This is a genomic window from Stenotrophomonas sp. YJH_SMC_110 (assembly GCF_059369255.1).
Genome location: NZ_JCAFSM010000005.1, coordinates 194,942 through 210,562 on the forward strand (window position 1 = coordinate 194,942; position 15,621 = coordinate 210,562).

A 15,621-nucleotide genomic window follows, 5' to 3' on the forward strand; every position below is an offset into this window, starting at 1 on the left:
CCCATGCTAGACTCCCGGCGGGGAACCCACCTTCATCTCAACCCACACTCATCCGTGGATGGTCTAGACATGCGAGAAACTTCAGGGGGCGCGGTCTTCGCCCGGCATGCGCGCAACGCAGCAGTGCTGGCCGTGGCCATGATGCTGGTGGCACCGGCGGCGATGGCCGCGCGTGGCGACCGCGAGGCTGCAGCCGAACCGGCGCGCAGCGCGCCGGTGGTGCGCAATACCGTGGACGAGCTCAAGCAGTTGATGGATTCGCGCCAGCTGACCGAGCTGCGCACCACCTACAACGGCAACTACGGCGCCAGCCTGCTGTTCAACGCCAATACCCTGACCTACTACGTCGCCCTGTTCCAGGAGAAGAACTTCTGGCGGGTGATCAAGACCGATGCGGTGGACAACGCCGAACGTGTCTACCGCACCTTCGCGCAGCAGTCCGAGCAGCTGGCCCAGGTCTACATCGACACCACGCGCCTGGAAGCCGGCAAGCGCTACACCGAGCGCCTGGTGGCCTACAACGAAGAACGCCTGCGCACCCTGCAGCAGGAAATGGAACAGCAGCAGGCACAGTCGGCGCAGGTCAGCGCCGCCCTGCAGCAGGCCCAGCAGCAGGCAGTCAGCCTCAGCACCGATGTGCAGAGCACCAACAGCCAGCTGGACGCCCTGCAGCGCCGCATCCAGATCCTGCAGGCCGAACAGGGCAACCCGGAGTTGAGCCTGCCCAAGCCGGACAGCGTGCCCTCGCCGGCACCGGCCGCCACCAGCGACGGCCGCTGAGAGCTGCACTCACGGCATTGCACACGACGGCGCCCCAGGGCGCCGTTGTTGTTTTCGGCGCTTCAGTGCACCACTTCACTGGCAGGCGTCGTAGACCGCGTCATCCAGCTGCCGGCGCTGCACGAAATCCAACCGCCGACGTTTGAGCAGCGCCTGTCCGCGCTGGCGGCGCACACGCTCGCAGGCCGCCGCATCCGTACTGATCGTGATCAATGCGCCCTGCGCCCGGACGGCACGACGCGGGCGACGCGACGGCTTCGATGGCGTGACTGCGGGAACCACCGCCCCACGGGACAATGACTGCTCCGCCGGGACATCCCAGCGCCACGCCGCCCGGCCCTGGCAGGGTGTCTGCTGGTAGACCGGATGCGGTCCATCCACGCATTTGTAGACATTGGTCTGAGCCGGCGCGGCCATCGGCAACAGCAGGCACAACAGCAGGGACCATCGCGTGGCGGGCATCCGGGCATTCCACAGGCGGGCTGCGGACATCCTCGGCGCGCGACTCGGGTCCCGCCAGAGCGATATGCGTCACATCCTCTGCAATCCAGCACAGCGGTGCAAGTCCGTCGCCGGCACCTGCGCTGTACTGCCGAAGGCACCGGCAGCCTGCCGGTGCCTTCCCTCCCTTCCGCCAAGGAACCTGCAATGAGCAACTTCGTCACCGTCGCCGACGGCGCCCGCATCTTCTACAAGGATTGGGGCAACGGCCAGCCGATCGTGTTCGCCCACGGCTGGCCGCTGTCGTCCGATGCCTGGGACCCGCAGATGCTGTTCATGGGCCAGAACGGTTACCGCGTGATCGCCCACGACCGCCGCAGCCACGGCCGTTCCAGCCAGACCTGGGACGGCAACAACATGGACACCTACGCCGACGATCTGGCTGCAGTGATCGAGGCGCTGGACCTGAAGGACGCGATCCTGGTCGGCCATTCCACCGGCGGCGGCGAAGTGGCCCACTACATCGGCCGCCACGGCAGCACGCGCGTGGCCAAGGTGGTGCTGGTCGGCGCCGTGCCGCCGCTGATGCTCAAGACCGCCGGCAACCCGGCCGGCACCCCGCTGGAGGTCTTCGACGGCATCCGCAAGGGCACCCGCGGCGACCGTTCGCAGTTCTTCAAGGACCTGACCACCCCGTTCTTCGGCGCCAACCGCGATGGCAACACGGTCACCCAGGGCATGCGTGATGCGTTCTGGCTGCAGGGCATGCTCGGTGGCGTCAAGGGCCAGTACGACTGCGTGCACGAATTCTCGGAAGTGGATTACACCGAAGACCTGAAGAAGATCGACGTGCCGGCACTGGTCGTGCACGGTGATGACGACCAGATCGTCCCGTTCGATGCCTCGGCCAAGCTCTCCTCGCAGATCATCAAGAATGCCGAACTGAAGGTATACGCCGGTGCCCCGCACGGCCTGACCATCACCCACGCCGAGCAGTTCAACGCCGACCTGTTGGCGTTCGCGCGCAGTTGATGTGCCGCGGCGGCACTGTAACGGTGCCGCCGCCCCTTCGATCGCAAAAAGGGGACGGAGGGGATTAAGTCGTTTGTGCACAAACGACTTAATCCCCTCCGTCCCCTTTTTTTTCAGATGTCGGTGTGGTGATGCGGCACAGCGACAGGCAGCGGGTCATGCCCACCCACGAAGTGGCGCACCACCGGCGCACGCTCACCGCGATGCAATCCGCGCAGCACTTCCTGGATCGCCCTGTCGTCGGCGGTGATGCGTTCGTGCTGGCGCAGGTGCTCCAGCCACGACGGGGTCACGAAATACTCCAGGTGGATGCCTGGACTGGCCACGTCCTCGACCACGCCCCAGACCACGGCGCCATCGCGGCGGCGGATGGTGCCCAGTGTGCGCATCTGCGCCTGGAACGCGGCGCGATCAGCATCGTCAATGCGGTACTCGATGGTCACCAGCACCGGGCCTCGATCATTGGATACCGGTACCGACAGTTCGGGGGCTGGCCAGTGCCCCGCCGGACGCAGGTTCAGGTCTTCGGTGCCGGCGATGCGCACGCGCCACACCAGCAACCCGCCGATGACCGCACCCGCGGCAGCCACCAGCAGGGCCAGCTCCGGCGAGGTGCGCTGAGCCAGTGCGCCCCAGCTCAGGCCGCCGGCGGCCATGCCGGCAGAGAACACCATGATGTACAGCGCCAGCGCACGCGCACGCACCCACGCCGGCACTGCGGTCTGCGCCGCGATCTGCAGCGACGACAGCACGGTGATCCAGGCAAAGCCATTGACCAGCATCACCAGCGGCAGCACGTACCAGCTTCGGGTCAGCGCCAGCCCGACCAGGCTCATGGCCAGCGACAGGGTCGCCAGCAGCACCAGCAGGTCGCGATCCAGCTGCGCGCGCAGCTTCGGCAGCAGCAGCGCACCCCCCACCGCACCGATGCCGATGCAGCCGAGCAGCATGCCGTACTGGCCCGCCCCGCCCTGCATCTGCCCACGCACCACCACCGGCAGCAGCGCATTCATCGCTGCGGCGAAGAAGAAGAAGCCGACCGACTTGATCAACACCGCCTGCAACCGCCCGGCGCGGCTGGCATAGCGCAGGCCCGCTTTCAGGCCCGCACCGAAGCCTTCCGGCGGCAGGCTGGACTGCTTCGGGTCGCGCTTCCAGCCCCACACCACGAACAGCATCGCGGCGAAGGTGATGGCGTTGAAGCCGAAGGCCCAGACCGCACCGAGCTGGGCGACGATCACGCCGCCGATGGCCGGGCCGATCGAGCGCGCGATGTTGATGCCGATCGAGTTCAGCGCCACCGCCGAGGCCAGCATCGGCTGCGGCACCAGTTCGGACACGATAGCGGCCTGCGCCGGCATCGCCATCGCCGCACCGCAGCCCATGCAGAAGGTCAGCAGCACCAGCAGCTGCGGGGTCAGCATGTCCATTGCGGTCAGCGCCGCCATCACGGCGGCGACCAGCAGCATCCAACCCTGCGTGGCCAGCAGGTACCTGCGGCGATCAACGATGTCGGCCAGGGTTCCGGCGGCCAGTGCCAGCAGCACGATCGGCACGGTGGTGGCCGACTGCACCAAGGCCACCATCAACGGCGAGCCGGTACGTTCGGCCATCACCCAGGCGGCGGCCACGTCGTTGACCCAGGTGCCGATGTTGCTGGCCAGGATCGCCAGCCAGATCGAGCGGAACATCTGGATCTTCAGTGGGGACCAGGCGCCTGCGGCCTGTGCGGGGGGGTGCGACGCGGTTGCGTTCACCATTGCCATGCTCCAACGATCGAGGCGAACAGCGTGTCCCGGCCGCCGGCCTGCTTCAGTGCAGGCCCGGCATCGACCCAGGCCAGCTGCAGCTGCCATTGCCAGTGTTCGCTGGCCTGCCAGCGGGTTTCGGATTTGTACTGCGTGCCGATGCGGCGCGCGCCGCCGGCGCTGCCCGGCAACGCCACCAGCGGTGCCGGCGTGGTGTAGACCGCATCGGCGCGACGATGCTTCCAGGCCATCTGTACGCCCAGTTCCGTCGTCACCGCGTCGTGCAGGCGCAGTGTCAGGGTCGGCTGGACGTCCATCAGGTTGGCCGGGGCCAGCAGGCTGGCCTCGCTGAAATAGGCCGACTTCGGGAACAAGGCATTGAAGGTGCCCAGGCGGCCGTCGTGCAGATTGCCATCGCCACTGGCGATGTCGGCCTTCAGCCCCAGACGCGGCTGCAGCGGCAGGTCCGTCCAGCGCCACCCCGTATCGGTGGCCAGCGTCCAGGCGTGGATAGCGAGCGTGCCAGCGGTCGTTCGCAGTTCACCGCCCTGCGCCACCAGCTCGCTGTTCCAGTCCAGTGCACCAGCCTGGCCGAACCAGCGCGCGCCCAGGGTCTGCCGACGTTCGGTGCCGCTGCCGGCGGCAAAGCGCGCGCCGTCGCGACGGTAGTCCAGCAGGTACAGATCCCACTGTCCCGCGCCCCGCCCGCGTGCCGTGGTGGCATAGGCACCCCACAGGTGGGCGCCGTGTTCGCCGCGATCATCGAGGGCACCCGGTCGGTTCTCCAGCGGACGCAGCGCCATCAGTTCAAGCGTGCCGGATCTACCCTTCCAACCCACGCGCGCACCGTCGAACGCCAGGCGGATGTTCGGCCCATCGCGCACCGACAACAGCCGCGAGCTGCCATAGCCGGCTTCCTGCCGGCCGAGTTGCAGATGGAAGCCACCGCGCTGCCAGCGCCAGTACGCCTGCTGCACGTCCAGCGCGCTGCGGTCGGTGCGGCCGGGTCCACCTGCCTTGCCATTCTCGGCATGCACGCCCAGCTGCACCCGTGCCTGCCAGTTGTCCTCGACATACGTGGCCGACGCCAGTGCACGCAGCAGACCGTAGCCGTCTTCACTGCCGCCGATACCGAACCGGGCCGGGTCGTAGTACATCCCCCTGAAGCGCAGCGAGGCGTCCCATTGCAGTTGCCCGGCGCCCATGTCGGTGCAGCGGCCGGTGTCACAGGCCAGCGCCATCCATGGCATGGCCAGCAGCGCCAGGCTCAGAAGGCGAAGCACGAGCATCCCATCGCGCCCCAGAACGCGGTCAGGTCATCGGTGGGTGCCGCATGCCGGGCCGCATGCCCGTGCGCGCCGTGGGTGCTGCAGGCGACACCGTGATGGTGGCGATGGGCGGCGGCCAATCCGGTGGCAGCACCGCCGACGTGGTAGCCACCGAAGCGGTTGACCGGCGACCAGTCCGGCATCGCCGGCGGCAGCTGCGGCGCCAGGCCGGCGTAGTCGCCGTCGGCGTGCACGATGCGGCCGCCGACCACGGTCAGCAGGCTGGTGATGTCGGCGATCTGCGCGTCATCAACGCGGAAGAAGTCGGCCGAGAGCAGGATGAAATCAGCCAGCTGGCCAGCTTTCAGCGTGCCCTTCACCGCTTCGTCGCCGGAGAACCAGGCGCTGCCCTGGGTCCACAGGCGCAGCGCCTGTTCGCGCTCGAGCAGGTTCTCATCGCCATACAGGGCCAGCCCGCCCACGGTGCGCCCGGTCACCAGCCAGGACAACGCCACCCACGGGTTGTAGCTGGCCACGCGGGTGGCATCGGTACCGGCACCGACCGGCACGCCTTCGGCCAGCATGCGCTTGACCGGCGGCGTGTGCCGCGCCGCCTGCACACCATAGCGCTCGACGAAGGCTTCGCCCTGGTAGGCCATGCGGTGCTGCACGGCGATGCCGCCGCCCAGCGCGCGGATGCGTTCGATGTTGCGCGGGGTGATGGTCTCGGCGTGGTCGATGAACCAGTGCAGGCCATCGAACGGCACCTCGCGGTTGACCTGTTCGTACACATCGAGGATGCGGGTGATGCTCTCGTCATAGGTGGCGTGGATGCGGAACGGCCAACGCTTCTCGACCAGCAGTTTCACCACATCGTGCAGTTCCGGTTCCAGCTCAGGCGGCAGTTCCGGGCGCGGCTCGTTGAACAGCTCGAAGTCGGCCGCGGAGAACACCAGCATTTCGCCAGCGCCGTTGTGGCGCAGCAGGTCATCGCCCTGTCGCGGCTGCAGTATCTCGCTCCAGCCGCGGAAGTCGTCCACTTCCTTGCCCTTGTTCTGGGTGAACAGGTTGTAGGCGATGCGCACCGTCAGCTGGTCATCGCGATGCAGCTGCTCGATGACCTGGTAGTCCTCGGGGTAGTTCTGGAAACCACCGCCAGCGTCGATCACCGAGGTGATGCCGAGCCGGTTCAGTTCACGCATGAAGTGGCGCGTCGAGTTGGCCTGGTATTCGATCGGCAGGCGTGGCCCCTTGGCCAGCGTCGCATACAGGATCAGCGCGTTGGGCTTGGCCAGCAGCAGCCCGGTCGGGTTGCCCAGCGAGTCACGCACGATCTGCCCGCCCGGTGGATCCGGCGTGTCCTTGCTGTAGCCGCAGGCGCGCAGCGCGGCGCGGTTGAGCAGCGCGCGGTCATACAGGTGCAGCAGGAACACCGGCGTATCCGGCGCAATGTCGTTGAGCTCCTGCAGCGTCGGCAGGCGCTTCTCGTTGAACTGTGCGGCAGTGAAGCCACCGACCACGCGCACCCACTGCGGTGCCGGGGTGCGGTCGACCTGGGCCTTCAACATGTCCAGCGCGTCGCCCAGCGAGCGCAAACCGTCCCAGCGCAGCTCCAGGTTGTAGTTCAGGCCACCGCGGATCAGATGGGTATGGCTGTCGTTTAGGCCGGGCAGCAGGCGCCGGCCCTGCGCGTCGATCAGGGTCGCTTCATTGCCCCAGCCGCGCATGATCTCCTCATCGCTGCCGACAGCGACGATGCGGCCCTCCTGCACGGCCAATGCCTGCGCGTGCGGCTGCTGCGGGTCGAGTGTGGTGATGCGGGCATTGCGGATGACCAGCGTGCTCATGCGACGCTCCTTGGAAGTGGAATCGAGTGCGGCAGCGGCGCGACCGGCCAGGCCGAGCGCAACCGCGGCACCGCTGGCCAGCACCACGTTGCGGCGGCCGTGGTCGAGGGGATCGTGACTCATGCGAAAGCTCCCGGAAGTCGTGGACCGTCCAGCGCCCAGGCCCCCGGCCCGGCCAGGGCGATGGCCAGCAGCACCGTGGCCCACATCAGCGGGTACTCACTGCCGCCGCGCATCCAGAACCAGCCCCTGGGCAAGGCCAACAGGACGGTGAAGCCGATGAAGGCAGCGGCGGCAAGCGCGGCGATGCGGGTCTGCCAGCCCAGCAGCACGGCCAGCCCGGACAGCACCTGCAGCAGGGACAACAGCAGCGGCAACGGCGCCACTGCCGGCAGCCCGAAACCGCGCAGCTCGGTGGCGAAGCCGGCCAGCCCCGGTCCGCCGAACCAGCCAAACAGCTTGCCCAGCGCGTGCGGCAGCAGGAAGCCGCCTGCCGCCACCCGCAGCATCAGCAGGGCCAGGTCGAGGCCGTGGCCGTGGCCGTGGCCGTGGCCGGCCAGCATGCTCAGTGCCCGCCTTCCTGCGCGCCGAACATGCGCTTGGCGTACTGGATGCCGATGCCATATCCGCCGGCGTGGTCGCGGGCGATGCCGGTGGTCAGGTCGTAGGTTTCACCGCGTGCCCAGTCACGCTGCAGTTCAAGCAGGTACTGCACGCTGGTCATCGGCACCGCGCCGGCCTGCACCATGCGGGTGATCGCACGCTCGTGCGCTTCTTCGCTGACATCGCCACAGGCGTCGGTGATCACGTGGACCTCGAAGCCCTGCGCCAGCGCCGACAGCGCCGGACCCACGATGCAGACACTGGTCCACAGGCCGGCAAGAACCAGCCGGCGCTTGCCGATGCGGTTGATCTCATCGATTACCGGCTGGTCTTCCCAGGTATTCATCGAAGTGCGGTCGAACACCGGCTGGCCCGGGAAGATCTGCGGCAGTTCCGGGAACATCGGGCCGGAGAATGACGTCTCGGCCACCGTGGTCAACACGACCGGCACGTTGAACCCCTTGGCCCCCTTGCTGATCAGCGACACGTTGTTGCGCAGCGCGGAGATGTCGATCGTGTGGGTAGCAAATGCCATCTGCGACTGGAAGTCGATCAGCACCAGGGCATGGTCGGTGGGCGACAGCAGGGCCGGGGCGGGCGTGGCGGTGGCAAGGCTCATGGGTGGACTCCGTGGGAAACATGATCAGGGGGAAGCAGCAGGGCCGCATCGCCGGCCCGATACTGGCCGGGGCTGCAGCCGGTCTCGGCGCGGAAGCTGCGGACGAAATGGCTCTGGTCGAAGAAGCCCAGCTGCTGGGCCAGGCACGCCATCGGCAGCTGCGCGCTGGGCAGCAGTTGGCAGGCACGCTGGATGCGGCGGCGGCGCACGTAGCGCAGCGGGCTGGCACCGGTGCCGCTACGGAACAGGCGCACCAGGTGGAAGCGGCTGACACAGGCAGCCTGCGCCAGCTCTGTCACCCGCAGCGGCTGCGACAGGTGCTCATCGACATAGCGCAGGGCGCGCTGCAGTGCGGCGGCCTGCTGCGGGGCAAGCGGGGTGGCGGACGGATCGGACGGACTGACGGTGGCCATGCGGGGCGCCGCGAGGGGGTGGCCCATGGTGCGTGGCCGGCGCACGATGCCCTACCCCCGTCGGTCGAGGCCGGCACCTACCCGAATGGGGGAGGCCGGCGGCCGAGCAGGCGGCGCCCGAACAAGCGCGCATCCACCGAGTAGGCGCCCGGCCCCAGCATCAGCAGCGCCGGTGGCAACGCCACCAGCGGCCACGGCGCCTGCTGCGCGAACATGGTCGCGGCTGCCATCAGGGCCGCCAGCGGCGTCAACACGCCCAGCACGAGCATGGCCGCCGCCAGCCCGCACAGCACCGCCCCCCAACCAGCATGCGTGCCAGGCGCGCACAGCGCGGCGGCCAGGCACAGCCGCAGCCACAGCAGGCCGACGCCCGGACCGCGATCAGGAAACATCACGAACAGGCGCTGCATGGCCGGGCTCCAGGGGACATGCCGGCGTGATAGCCGACCACGGCGGCCACTGCCTACCCCGTTCGGGTCACCCCGGACTGCCCCGCACCTGCCAGAATGCGCGCCATGCGTGGCCGCCCCTTCCCGTTGCAACGTCACCTGCGGACGCTGCTGACCTGCCTGCTGCTGTTGACCGCCCTGCCCGCCCTTGCCGTGCAGCGCCCGCCGGTGAGCGGCGGGTTGCCCGATTACGAGCACACGGCCTGGCGCGTCGGCCAGGGCGCCCCCGGTGACATCTGGGACATCACCCAGGACCGCGATGGCCTGTTGTGGCTGGCCACGGGCTCAGGGCTGTACCGCTTCGACGGTCGTCGCTTTGAACGCCAGGCCGCTCCCGCGGGCAGCCATTTCCCGTCCACCAACATGGTCACCCTTGCGCGGGGCCGCGACGATGCACTGTGGATCGGCTACTTCCAGGCCGGCATCAGCCAGTTTGCGCGCGGCCAGCTGCACAACTACGGCCGCGACCAGGGCGTGCCGGTGGGTGTGGTGCCACACTTCAGCCAGGACCGTGACGGCCGGCTGTGGGCCGCGATCAATGGTGGACTACGCCAGTTCACTGGCCAACGCTGGCAGCCGCTGCCCGCTGGCATGGGGGTGCCGGAACATCGCGTGCAATGGCTGCTGCACGACAGCCGCGGCACCTTCTGGGTACTGGCCGACCTGAAGATCTGGGTGCGCGCGGCCGGCCAGGCGGCCTTCAAGGACACCGGCATCGCCGTTTCGCAGATGGCGACGCTGGCCGAAAGTCCGCAGGGGGAAGTGTGGCTGGCCGACCGCGTGCGCGGTACGTCGCCGCTGGCCAACGCACGAGGCCTGCTGCCGGACAGCGAGCGCGAGGCACGGCGGTTGCCGGAGCTGGTGGCGGCGCGCCTGCAGTTCACTGCCGATGGCGCGCTGTGGGCAACGATGAGCCCGCATGGCGGTGTCGCCCGGGTCACCTTCGATGGCGACCGCGCCATACGCATGGAGCGCTTCGATTCGCCGCACGGGCTGACCGCCACCTCGGCCGTGCCGATCATCGTTGATCGCGAAGGCAATCTCTGGGTCGGCACCAATCTCGGCCTCAACCGCTTCCGCGCGCGCAGCGTGCACACGCTGGCGGTTGGTCCCAGTGATCCCTACCGCTCGCTGGTGCGGGCCAGCGATGGCCATGTGTATGGCTATGGCGAAGACCTCAAGCCCTACGACCTCGAGCGCACCCTGCTCGATGGCAGCGCCACGCAGCTGCAGGCCGCCGCGCGCCAGGCAGCTGCCCCGATCTGGCAGTTCGACTGGGTCAACCTTGCGCGCACCGTGGCCGGCCGCACCACGCGGATTCCGCTGCCTGCGCCGTTCACCGGGCAACCACTGCATGCCCTGCTGTTCCCCGACGACGAACAGGCCTGGGTCTGCACCGGCGAACGGGGGGTGCTGCACTACCAGCAGGGCCAGTGGCAACGCGAACGCCGCCTGCCCGAACAGGCCTGCTCGTCACTGGCGCTGGATGCCAACGGCCAGCTGCTGCTCGGCTATGCAGACGGCCGGCTGCGCCGCATGGGGGCGACGCAGATCGAAACCTTCGACGCCAGCCACGGCCTGTCGGTCGGGCCGATCACGGCGGTACTCGATCATCAGGACCTCCTGCTGGTAGCCGGCGAGGCCGGATTGGCCGTGCGCCCGGGCAATGGCCGGTTCGTTCAGGTGAGCACCGACATGGCCGGCGTCATGGAAGGCATCACCGGCATGGTGGCCGATGCGAATGGCTACCTCTGGCTCAATGGCAGTCGTGGCCTGGTCCGGCTCGGGAGCGATCAGCTGCGGCGCGCACTGCGCAGCCGGCAGCCGGTGACGCCCCGCCTGTTCGATGCGGTGGATGGCATGCCGGGCATCGCCCTGCAGAGCGGACCGATCTCCACCACCGCGCTGGCCAGCGATGGCCTGTTGTGGCTGGCCACCAACCAGGGCCTGGCCTGGCTGGACACCACCCGCTCGCACGTCAACACCATGGCGCCCAGCGTGCACATCGGCGACGTGCTGTATGGCAGTGAACACCAGCCACTGCGCGACGGCCTGCGCCTTCCGGCCGGCACCAGCCAATTGCAGATCGATTACGTGGCGCTGTCGTTGGCGCGCCCGGAGCGCAACCGCTACCGCTATCGCCTGTCCGGGGTCGACGACGGCAGGCAGGATGCCGGCAGCAGCACGCGCGCGTATTACACCAACCTCGCACCGGGCAATTACCGGTTCGAGGTGGAAGCCGCCAACGAAGACGGCATCTGGAGCACTGCACCCGCCAGCCGCACCTTCCGCATCGCCCCTACCTTCATGCAGACCCTGTGGTTCAAGCTGCTGTGCGCCGCCGCGGTGCTTGCGCTGCTGGTCCTGGCGGTGCGCATCCGCAGCGGGCAGCTGGCTGCACTGTTCCGTGCGCGCCTGCAGGAACGCCATGGCGAACGCGAACGCATTGCCCGCGACCTGCACGACACGCTGCTGCAGGGCAGCCAGGGCCTGATCCTGCGGCTGCACGCGATCAGCCAGTCGCCGCAGACCCCGGACAGGGTGCGCGGCCAGCTGGAATCGGCGATGCAGCTGGCCGAACGCAACCTGGCCGAGGGCCGGGAGCGGGTCAACGCACTGCGCGACGGTCCTTTCGCGGGCCGCGACCTCGCTTCGGCGCTGGCCGATGTTCACGCCGAATACGCCGGGCACGGCACCAATCCGCTGCGCCTGACTGTGGAAGGCGCAACACCACCGCTGCAGGCCGATGCCGCCGAGGAGGTGTTCCTGATCGGCCGCGAGGCCATCCGCAATGCACTGCGCCACGCCAATGCCAGCGCCATCGAGGTAGAGCTGTCCTACGGCGCGCGGTGCTTCCTGCTGCACGTGCGCGACGATGGCGTCGGCATCGCCGACGAAAATGCCGGGCATGGCCATTGGGGCCTGCAGGGCATGCGTGAGCGCGCGCAGCGCCTTGGCGCGGAGCTGCGGCTGTGGACCCGCCCCGGGCTGGGCACTGAAGTCGCGCTGGCGGTTCCCGCCCGTCGCCTATATCACCGCCGCCCATCGCGTTGGCGCTGGCCCTGGAGTAGAAGCCACCATGACTGAGTCCCCTGCCCCGATCGGCGTGCTGGTGGTCGACGACCACCCGCTGCTGCGTGACGGCCTGGCCGCGCTGCTGGGCGCCCATTCCGACCTGCGCCTGCTCGGCGAGGCCGCCGATGGCGAGGAAGCCATCGAGCGCTATCAGCAGCTGCAGCCGGACGTGGTGCTGATGGACCTGCAGATGCCACGCCTGGATGGTGTGGAAGCCATCGTGCGGATCCGCGCGATGGACCCGCGTGCGCGCATCATCGTGCTGACCACCTATCGCGGTGACGTGCGTGCGGTACGGGCGCTGCAGGCCGGCGCCAGTGCGTACCTGTTGAAGGACATGCTGCGCCACGAGCTGGTCGATACGATCCGCATGGTCGCTGGCGGCCGGCGCGCACCGATACCACCGGCAGTCGCTGCGAGCATTGCCGCACATGTGGTGGAGGACCGGTTGTCGCCGCGCGAGACCGAGGTGCTGCGGCATGTGGCCGGTGGCCTGTCGAACAAGCGCATCGGCGAGCGCATGCAGATTTCCGAGCAGACGGTGAAGGCGCACATGAAGAGCCTGATGGACAAGCTGGGCGTGGGCGATCGCACGCATGCGGTGACCCAGGCGCTGCGGCGCGGCATCATCAGCCTGGACGACAGCGGTCACGATTAGGGGGTTGTTCGGCAGGGCTTGCAGCCCTGCACCTGCTACGGGCTGGAGCAACAGCAACAGCAACAGCATGGATCCCGTGGGATGGCGGGGCGGTGTCGGACTGCGGGGACGCTGCAAGTACGTCCCTGCAAGCTTGGCAGCCGCATCCATGCGGCTGACACCCCACACTCCGACACCGCCCCACCTCTGACGGATTCCGATGGCGTTTGGTAGGTGTCGACCTTGGTCGACACTTCTGTCAGATATCGAAATCAATCAGGGGTCAGATCCGTTTTCCTTCGGAAAACGGATCTGACCCCAAGAGCCGTTCCAACAGACCGCAGGAACCTGTCGAAGGCTACTGAAAATCCGCTGTTTGCGCTGTTGCCGGCCAGCGGCCGGCACTACCGCAGGTGCAGGGCTGCAAGCCCTGCCGAACACCCCCCCTACTTCAAACGCAGCAGCAGACTGCCGCCCGCGCACATCACCGCCAGCCAGGCCACGCCGTGCCACCCCCACTGCGCCAGCGCCAGGCTGCCCAGCGCACCGCCAGCGGCCATGCCGATGAACATGCCGGTGAACAGCAGCGCGTTGAGCCGGCTGCGTGCCGGCGGCACCAGGCCATAGACCAGCGTCTGGTGCGCCACCAGCGCCGACTGGAAACCGAAGTCGAACAGCAGCGCACTCACCACCAGCAGCGGCAGCAGCGCGGCGGCCGGCAGCCAGGCTTCGGCCAGCAGCAGGCCGAAGCCCAGCAGCGCCACCGCGATCGCCAACCGCGCCACGGCATGGCAACCCAGGCGATCAGCGAAACGTCCTGCGAACGGTGCGGCCAGCGCACCGGCCGCACCCGCAATACCGAACGCACCCGCCGCCGCACTGCCCAGGCCCAGGCGGGCATGCAGCATCAGCGCCAACGTCGACCAGAATGCGCTGAAGCCGACCGCCAGCAACGACTGGCTCGCCACCGCGCGGCGCAGCTGCGGCTGCTCGCGCCACAACGCCAGCAACGAGCCCAGCAACGCCGGATAGCGCAGCGTGCTGGTCGGTGCGAAACGCGGCAGCGCACGCGCCATCACTGCGCCCATCGCCGCCACCGATACCGCGGCCAGCACGAACTGCGTGCGCCAACCCCATGCCTCGGCCACCACGCCACTGACCACGCGCGACAGCAGGATGCCGAGCAGCAGGCCGGTCATTACCCGGCCGACGATCTGGCCGCGCTGTGCATCCGGCGCCAGCACCGCAGCGGCCGGCACGATGTCCTGCGCCAGCGTGGCCATCAACCCGACCAGCAGGCTGGCCATCAGCAGGCCCGGCAGGTGCCCGGCCATCGCTGCGGCGCCCAGTGCCAACGCCAGCAGCGCGGACTTCAACAGGATCAGGTGGCGGCGGTCGAAGCGGTCGCCCAACGGTGCCAGCAGCAGGATGCCCAGCGCGTAGCCGAGCTGGGTCAGGGTCGGCACCAGCCCGGCGGCGCGCTCACCTGCGCCAAGGTCCTGCGCGATCAGGCCCAGCATCGGCTGGCTGTAGTACAGCGAGGCGACCGAAAAGCCGGCGCCGGCCGCCATCGCCAGCACCAGCGGGGTGGAAGGCGCGTTCGCGGGTGCGACGACGGACAGCGAAGGGATAGACATGGGGGAGTCCGGTGGAGGAAGTGGGCGTATCCTGCCCGTATTCGCCGTGCGTCTGTAGTAGGCTCCTGCACATATACTTCATACGTGACACGCATGAATGACCTCGCCACCGGCGCCGATCGCCTGGATCTGCTGCGCACCTTCCTGCGCATCGTCGATGCCGGCAGCCTGTCTGCCGCCGCCGTGCAGCTGGGCACCACCCAGCCGACGGTCAGCCGGCGCCTTCAGGCACTGGAGCGGCAGCTCGGCCTGCGCCTGCTGCAGCGCTCCACCCATGGCCTGCAGCTGACCGAAGATGGCCTGCGCTGCCAGCGCCATGCGCAACGCGTGGTCGACGAATGGGAGTCGCTGCAGGCCGAACTGCACGGCGAACCGGAAACGCTGCGCGGACGCCTGCGGGTGATGGTGCCGCATGCCTTCGGCCAGGCGCAGCTGCTGCCGACCATGCTCGCGTTCCTCGCCCAGCACCCACAGCTGAGCCTGGAGTGGATCCTGGAAGATCGTCGCCCGGATTTCATCGCCGAAGGCATCGACTGCGCGGTGCGGGTGGGACCGGTCGACGAACCGCGCATGGTCGCACTGCCGCTCGCCGAAGTGCCGCGCATCGTCGTGGCAGCGCCCTCGCTGGTGCAGGCCACCGCGATCAGCACACCAGAACAGGCGCAGGCACTGCCGTGGATTTCACTGGTCACCTACTACCGCGAACGCCTGCTGCTGCATGACGCGCAGGGGCGTGCGCATACCCTTTCGATCAGCCCGCGCCTGCTCAGCGACAACCTGTTCGTGGTGCAACAGGCCGCATGTGCTGGGCTGGGTGCAGCGGTGGTCTCGGCCTGGCTGGTGGCCGGAGACCTCGCACAAGGGCGGCTGGTGCAGCTGCTGCCGGACTGGCAGGCGCCGGCGCTGCCGGTACACGTGGTATTTCCCACCGCGCGCCAGCAGCCGCCACGGCTGCGCGCCTTCATCGATGCGATGAAGGCCGCACTGCCGCAGCTGCACGGAATGCGGCCGGCACCGCGTTAGGTCACTGGCCGCATCATCCACGCATGGCGTGGATTCCGTCCAACCCCAT

14 protein-coding genes are annotated in these 15,621 nt (G+C 68.6%); 5 read left to right on the forward strand and 9 right to left on the reverse strand.

The annotated features are described in order from the left end of the window. Positions 1-69: 69 nt before the first annotated feature. Positions 70-780 (forward strand): DUF2968 domain-containing protein, encoded by a 711-nt coding sequence (locus tag AC5P6H_RS11760; protein ID WP_014647465.1) that lies wholly within the window; start codon positions 70-72, stop codon positions 778-780. A gap of 75 nt (positions 781-855) precedes the next feature. Here AC5P6H_RS11760 and AC5P6H_RS11765 read toward each other — a convergent pair whose 3' ends face one another. Beyond that, entirely contained in the window at positions 856-1,242 is a 387-nt protein-coding gene (locus AC5P6H_RS11765) for a hypothetical protein (RefSeq protein ID WP_014647466.1), read from the reverse strand. A 186-nt stretch (positions 1,243-1,428) separates the two neighbouring features. On the opposite strand from AC5P6H_RS11765, the gene AC5P6H_RS11770 reads away from it, so the two are divergent. Continuing rightward, a complete protein-coding gene (locus tag AC5P6H_RS11770; protein WP_495202658.1) occupies positions 1,429-2,253 on the forward strand; it encodes an alpha/beta fold hydrolase in 825 nt (274 codons plus the stop codon). Between the two features lie 113 nt (positions 2,254-2,366). Here AC5P6H_RS11770 and AC5P6H_RS11775 read toward each other — a convergent pair whose 3' ends face one another. The 7 genes from AC5P6H_RS11775 to AC5P6H_RS11805 all read right to left on the reverse strand — a co-directional run bounded on the left by AC5P6H_RS11775 (position 2,367) and on the right by AC5P6H_RS11805 (position 9,161). Further along, positions 2,367-4,013, reverse strand: a complete 1,647-nt coding sequence (locus tag AC5P6H_RS11775) for an MFS transporter (RefSeq protein ID WP_241886992.1) — start codon at positions 4,011-4,013, stop codon at positions 2,367-2,369. Continuing rightward, a complete protein-coding gene (locus AC5P6H_RS11780) occupies positions 4,007-5,290 on the reverse strand; it encodes an alginate export family protein (RefSeq protein WP_495202659.1) in 1,284 nt (427 codons plus the stop codon). The genes AC5P6H_RS11775 and AC5P6H_RS11780 overlap by 7 nt, the downstream gene beginning before the upstream one ends. Beyond that, positions 5,269-7,116, reverse strand: a complete 1,848-nt coding sequence (locus AC5P6H_RS11785; RefSeq protein ID WP_180835401.1) for an amidohydrolase — start codon at positions 7,114-7,116, stop codon at positions 5,269-5,271. Before AC5P6H_RS11785 ends, AC5P6H_RS11780 begins: the two co-directional genes overlap by 22 nt. A 119-nt stretch (positions 7,117-7,235) precedes the next feature. Beyond that, a complete protein-coding gene (locus tag AC5P6H_RS11790) occupies positions 7,236-7,679 on the reverse strand; it encodes a DoxX family protein (protein ID WP_329768152.1) in 444 nt (147 codons plus the stop codon). Between the two features lie 2 nt (positions 7,680-7,681). Then, positions 7,682-8,338 carry a hydrolase gene (locus tag AC5P6H_RS11795; protein ID WP_014647472.1) on the reverse strand — a complete coding sequence of 219 codons (657 nt, stop codon included), beginning with the start codon at positions 8,336-8,338 and terminating at the stop codon, positions 7,682-7,684. Further along, positions 8,335-8,751, reverse strand: a complete 417-nt coding sequence (locus AC5P6H_RS11800) for a helix-turn-helix transcriptional regulator (protein WP_049407118.1) — start codon at positions 8,749-8,751, stop codon at positions 8,335-8,337. Before AC5P6H_RS11800 ends, AC5P6H_RS11795 begins: the two co-directional genes overlap by 4 nt. A gap of 77 nt (positions 8,752-8,828) precedes the next feature. Next, a complete protein-coding gene (locus AC5P6H_RS11805; protein WP_014647474.1) occupies positions 8,829-9,161 on the reverse strand; it encodes a hypothetical protein in 333 nt (110 codons plus the stop codon). A 96-nt stretch (positions 9,162-9,257) separates the two neighbouring features. Here AC5P6H_RS11805 and AC5P6H_RS11810 point away from each other — a divergent pair, with 96 nt between their 5' ends. Further along, a complete protein-coding gene (locus AC5P6H_RS11810; protein WP_495202660.1) occupies positions 9,258-12,287 on the forward strand; it encodes a sensor histidine kinase in 3,030 nt (1,009 codons plus the stop codon). Then, positions 12,280-12,933 (forward strand): response regulator, encoded by a 654-nt coding sequence (locus AC5P6H_RS11815; RefSeq protein ID WP_014647476.1) that lies wholly within the window; start codon positions 12,280-12,282, stop codon positions 12,931-12,933. Before AC5P6H_RS11810 ends, AC5P6H_RS11815 begins: the two co-directional genes overlap by 8 nt. 425 nt (positions 12,934-13,358) lie before the next feature. Here the strand turns inward: AC5P6H_RS11815 and AC5P6H_RS11820 are convergent, their stop codons facing one another. Next, the gene (locus tag AC5P6H_RS11820) at positions 13,359-14,549 is read right to left on the reverse strand and encodes an MFS transporter (RefSeq protein ID WP_445978873.1); all 1,191 of its coding nucleotides are present in this window, start codon (positions 14,547-14,549) and stop codon (positions 13,359-13,361) included. A 93-nt stretch (positions 14,550-14,642) separates the two neighbouring features. Between AC5P6H_RS11820 and AC5P6H_RS11825 the strand changes: the two genes are divergently transcribed. Further along, a complete protein-coding gene (locus AC5P6H_RS11825; RefSeq protein WP_445978872.1) occupies positions 14,643-15,572 on the forward strand; it encodes a LysR family transcriptional regulator in 930 nt (309 codons plus the stop codon). Positions 15,573-15,621 lie beyond the last annotated feature (49 nt).

Bases quoted from the DNA above. Each gene is read 5' to 3' on its own strand.
- AC5P6H_RS11780 (WP_495202659.1), bottom strand. From the start codon at position 5,290: ATGCTCGTGCTTCGCCTTCTGAGCCTGGCGCTGCTGGCCATGCCATGG.
- AC5P6H_RS11820 (WP_445978873.1), bottom strand. From the start codon at position 14,549: ATGTCTATCCCTTCGCTGTCCGTCGTCGCACCCGCGAACGCGCCTTCC.
- AC5P6H_RS11810 (WP_495202660.1), top strand. From the start codon at position 9,258: ATGCGCGCCATGCGTGGCCGCCCCTTCCCGTTGCAACGTCACCTGCGG.
- AC5P6H_RS11770 (WP_495202658.1), top strand. From the start codon at position 1,429: ATGAGCAACTTCGTCACCGTCGCCGACGGCGCCCGCATCTTCTACAAG.
- AC5P6H_RS11790 (WP_329768152.1), bottom strand. From the start codon at position 7,679: ATGCTGGCCGGCCACGGCCACGGCCACGGCCACGGCCTCGACCTGGCC.
- AC5P6H_RS11765 (WP_014647466.1), bottom strand. From the start codon at position 1,242: ATGCCCGCCACGCGATGGTCCCTGCTGTTGTGCCTGCTGTTGCCGATG.
- AC5P6H_RS11825 (WP_445978872.1), top strand. From the start codon at position 14,643: ATGAATGACCTCGCCACCGGCGCCGATCGCCTGGATCTGCTGCGCACC.
- AC5P6H_RS11795 (WP_014647472.1), bottom strand. From the start codon at position 8,338: ATGAGCCTTGCCACCGCCACGCCCGCCCCGGCCCTGCTGTCGCCCACC.
- AC5P6H_RS11785 (WP_180835401.1), bottom strand. From the start codon at position 7,116: ATGAGCACGCTGGTCATCCGCAATGCCCGCATCACCACACTCGACCCG.
- AC5P6H_RS11760 (WP_014647465.1), top strand. From the start codon at position 70: ATGCGAGAAACTTCAGGGGGCGCGGTCTTCGCCCGGCATGCGCGCAAC.
- AC5P6H_RS11815 (WP_014647476.1), top strand. From the start codon at position 12,280: ATGACTGAGTCCCCTGCCCCGATCGGCGTGCTGGTGGTCGACGACCAC.
- AC5P6H_RS11800 (WP_049407118.1), bottom strand. From the start codon at position 8,751: ATGGCCACCGTCAGTCCGTCCGATCCGTCCGCCACCCCGCTTGCCCCG.
- AC5P6H_RS11775 (WP_241886992.1), bottom strand. From the start codon at position 4,013: ATGGTGAACGCAACCGCGTCGCACCCCCCCGCACAGGCCGCAGGCGCC.
- AC5P6H_RS11805 (WP_014647474.1), bottom strand. From the start codon at position 9,161: ATGCAGCGCCTGTTCGTGATGTTTCCTGATCGCGGTCCGGGCGTCGGC.